This window comes from Spirillospora sp. NPDC046719, assembly GCF_040645715.1.
GTDB lineage: Bacteria > Actinomycetota > Actinomycetes > Streptosporangiales > Streptosporangiaceae > Spirillospora.
Genome location: NZ_JBEYYT010000676.1, coordinates 1 through 3712 on the forward strand (window position 1 = coordinate 1; position 3712 = coordinate 3712).

2 protein-coding genes are annotated in these 3712 nt (G+C 71.7%); both read left to right on the forward strand.

All coding sequences use genetic code 11. The annotated features are described in order from the left end of the window. The first annotated feature begins 92 nt into the window (after nucleotides 1-92). On the forward strand, nucleotides 93-617 hold the full coding sequence (locus ABZ914_RS48470) for an adenine phosphoribosyltransferase (RefSeq protein WP_173100828.1): 525 nt from the start codon (nucleotides 93-95) through the stop codon (nucleotides 615-617). Nucleotides 618-1400: 783 nt separating this feature from the next. Continuing rightward, nucleotides 1401-3575, forward strand: a complete 2175-nt coding sequence (locus tag ABZ914_RS48475; RefSeq protein WP_190856610.1) for a RelA/SpoT family protein — start codon at nucleotides 1401-1403, stop codon at nucleotides 3573-3575. Nucleotides 3576-3712: the final 137 nt, after the last annotated feature.

The following is a 3712-nucleotide window of genomic DNA, read 5'->3' on the forward strand; positions in this document are numbered from 1 at the left end:
GTGCCCGCGCCGGTCACCCACCGTGGTGACGGGCGCGGGCACGGCGCGGTCATGAGCGGGATCACGTGGGATTCGTCACAGGGAGTGAAACGGTGGACCTCGGCAAGCTGATCCAGGAGCGGATCCGCGACGTGGACGACTACCCGAAGCCGGGCGTGGTGTTCAAGGACATCACCCCGCTGCTGGCCGACCACGTCGCGTTCGCCGGGGTCGTCGACACGATCGTCAACCACCACGGCCGCGGCACCGTCGACAAGATCGTCGGGATCGAGGCGCGCGGGTTCATCCTCGCCGCGCCGGTCGCCTACCACTTCGGCGCCGGCTTCGTCCCGGTGCGCAAAAAGGGGAAGCTGCCGTCGCGGACGCACGAGGAGACCTATGATCTCGAGTACGGGACGGAGACGATCGAGATCCACGTCGACGCCTTCGAGCCCGGTGACCGGGTGCTGATCGTCGACGACGTGCTGGCCACCGGCGGGACGGCACGGGCCGCCGCCGAGCTGGTCCGCCGCGGCGGCGGGGAGGTCGTCGGCCTGTCGGTGCTGCTGGAGCTGTCGTTCCTGCACGGACGCGACAAGCTGGGGAATCTGGACGTCCACTCATTGGTTACGGTCTAGGACGAAATGCCCGGCGGATACACTGGCCACCAGGATCCGCCGGAGACGGGTGCGTCCCGCCGGCGCGGAGGCGGCGCCCGCGAGGGCTGAGGAGGCTGGGTGCGCGGTGAGGTGGTATCGACCGGAGCGGTGACCGACGCCGCCGTGGACGCCGCGGACGAGGCCCGCCGGGAGCGGGACGCCGCGGAGCCCGCAGAGCGGACCGGTGCGCCCGCCGCCGGCCTGCGGCGCGCCCCCGACGAGCCCGCCGCCCGCCCGCCCGCCGACGGCCAGGAATCCGCCAACGGCCCGGAGCCCTCCACCGCCCAGGAGCCCCCTGCCGGCCAGGAGCCCTCCACCGGCCAGGAGCCTTCCGACGCCGGTTCGCCGCCCGCCGACACGTCCGCCTCCGGGACCTCCGACACAGGGACCTCCGACGCCGGAACCTCCGACGCCGGTTCGCCGCCCGCCGACGAGTCCGCCGCCGCGCCGCCGGCCGGGGCGCCCGAGGCGAAACCGTCCGCACCGAAACAGGCGGCGACGAGACCGTCCGCCGCGAAACCGTCATCGCCGCGAACGACCGCGGACAAGCCGCGGGCCACGGCGTCCCCCGCCGACGGAGCCGCCGACGCGGCGGCCGCGGCGGCCCGCCCCGTCCAAGGGCCGGCGACGCCGCCGGCGCCCGCCGCTCCGGGAGCCACGCCCTTCGATGTCCAGTCCAGGCCGACGCCGGCCGCGATCCCACCGTCCGCCGCCCGGGTGCGCCGCAGGCTCGCCAGGCTGGGCGCCCAGCGGGGGCCCGCTATGAACCCGGTACTCGAACCGCTCATCAAGACCGTCCGCAACACCCATCCCAAAGCGGACCTGCGGATGATCGAGCGCGCCTACGACGTCGCCGCGCATTACCACCGCGACCAGAAGCGCAAGAGCGGCGACCCGTACATCACCCACCCGCTCGCCGTCGCGACCATCCTCGCCGAGCTCGGCATGAACACCGAGACGCTGTGCGCCGCGCTGCTGCACGACACCGTCGAGGACACCGAGTACACCCTCGACGAGCTGCGCACCGACTTCGGCGACGAGATCGCCGCGCTCGTCGACGGCGTCACCAAGCTCGACAAGGTCAAGTACGGCGAGGCCGCCGAGGCCGAGACCGTCCGCAAGATGGTCGTCGCGATGTCCCGCGACATCCGCGTCCTGGTGATCAAGCTCGGCGACCGGCTGCACAACATGCGGACGCTGCGCTACATGCCGCGGCACAAGCAGGAGAAGAAGGCCCGCGAGACCCTCGAGGTGTTCGCGCCCCTCGCGCACCGCCTCGGGATGAACACGCTGAAGTGGGAGCTGGAGGACCTCGCGTTCGCCACGATGTACCCCAAGCGGTTCGACGAGATCGCCCGGCTGGTGTCCGAGCGCGCCCCGCGCCGCGACGTCTACCTGCAGGAAGTGATCGAGAACGTCTCCACCGACCTGCGCGAGGCCCGGATCAAGGCCACCGTGACCGGCCGGCCGAAGCACTACTACTCGATCTACCAGAAGATGATCGCCCGCGACGTCAGCTTCGACGACATCTACGACCTGGTCGGCATCCGGGTCCTCGTCGACAGCGTCCGCGACTGCTACGCCGCCCTCGGCTCGATCCACGCGCGATGGAACCCGGTCCCCGGCCGGTTCAAGGACTACATCGCGATGCCGAAGTTCAACATGTACCAGTCGCTGCACACCACGGTCATCGGCCCCGAGGGCAAGCCCGTGGAGCTGCAGATCCGCACGTGGGGCATGCACCGGCGCGCGGAGTACGGCGTCGCCGCGCACTGGAAGTACAAGGAGGAGACGGTCGGCGGCCGCAAGGCCGGCGACATGCAGTGGCTCCGCCAGCTCCTCGACTGGCAGAAGGAGACCGCCGACCCGGCCGAGTTCCTGGAGTCGCTCCGCTTCGACCTGTCGGTCTCCGAGGTGTTCGTGTTCACCCCGAAGGGCGACGTCATCGCGCTGCCGCAGGGCGCGACCCCCGTCGACTTCGCGTACGCGATCCACACCGAGGTCGGGCACCGATGTATCGGCGCCCGCGTCAACGGCCGCCTCGTCCCCCTCGAATCCACCCTCGACAACGGCGACACCGTCGAGGTCTTCACCTCCAAGTCGCCGGACGCCGGCCCGAGCCGCGACTGGCTCGGCTTCGTCAAGAGCGCCCGCGCCCGCAACAAGATCAAGCATTGGTTCTCCAAGGAGCGCCGCGACACCGCGATCGAGTCCGGCAAGGACTCCATCGCCCGCGCGATGCGCAAGCAGAACATGCCGCTGCAGCGGATGATGTCCGGTGAGGCGCTGCTCGCCCTCGCCCGCGACATGCGCTACACCGACGTGTCGTCGCTGTACGCGGCGGTCGGCGAGGGCCATGTGTCCGCGCAGACCGTCGTCCAGCGCCTCGTCGACGCCCTCGGCGGCGTGGAGAGCGCCGAGGAGGACCTCGCCGAGATCGCGCTTCCGACCCGCCGCAAGCGGGGCCGTCCTGCGGGCGACCCCGGCGTCGTCGTCGCCGATGACCCCGACGTGTGGGTCCGGCTGTCGCGCTGCTGCACCCCCGTCCCCGGCGACGACATCGTCGGCTTCGTCACCCGCGGCCACGGCGTCTCCGTCCACCGGGCCGACTGCGCGAACGTCGCCGCCCTGAAGGCGCAGCCCGACCGGCTGATCGACGTCAAGTGGTCCCCGGGCGAGGACTCGGTCTTCCTCGTCGCGATCCAGGTCGAGGCCCTCGACCGTCCGCGCCTGCTGTCGGACGTGACGCGCGTCCTGTCCGACCAGCACGTCAACATCCTGTCGGCGTCGGTCACCACCACCCGCGACCGCGTCGCCGTCTCCCGCTTCACCTTCGAGATGGGCGACCCGAAGCACCTCGGCCACGTCCTCAAGGCCGTCCGCTCCATCGACGGCGTCTACGACGTCTACCGCGTCACGAGCGGCGCCACCCGCTGAGAGACCCCGAAGGGGCCGGGCCCGCCCGCCCGGGCGGGCCCCCCCCGGCGGGGGCTCGCAACAGCCCCCACCCGGCGGGGGGGCGGCACGGCTAGCCAGGATAACCGGCACCTTGGACAGGCCCAGGGTGATTAAAG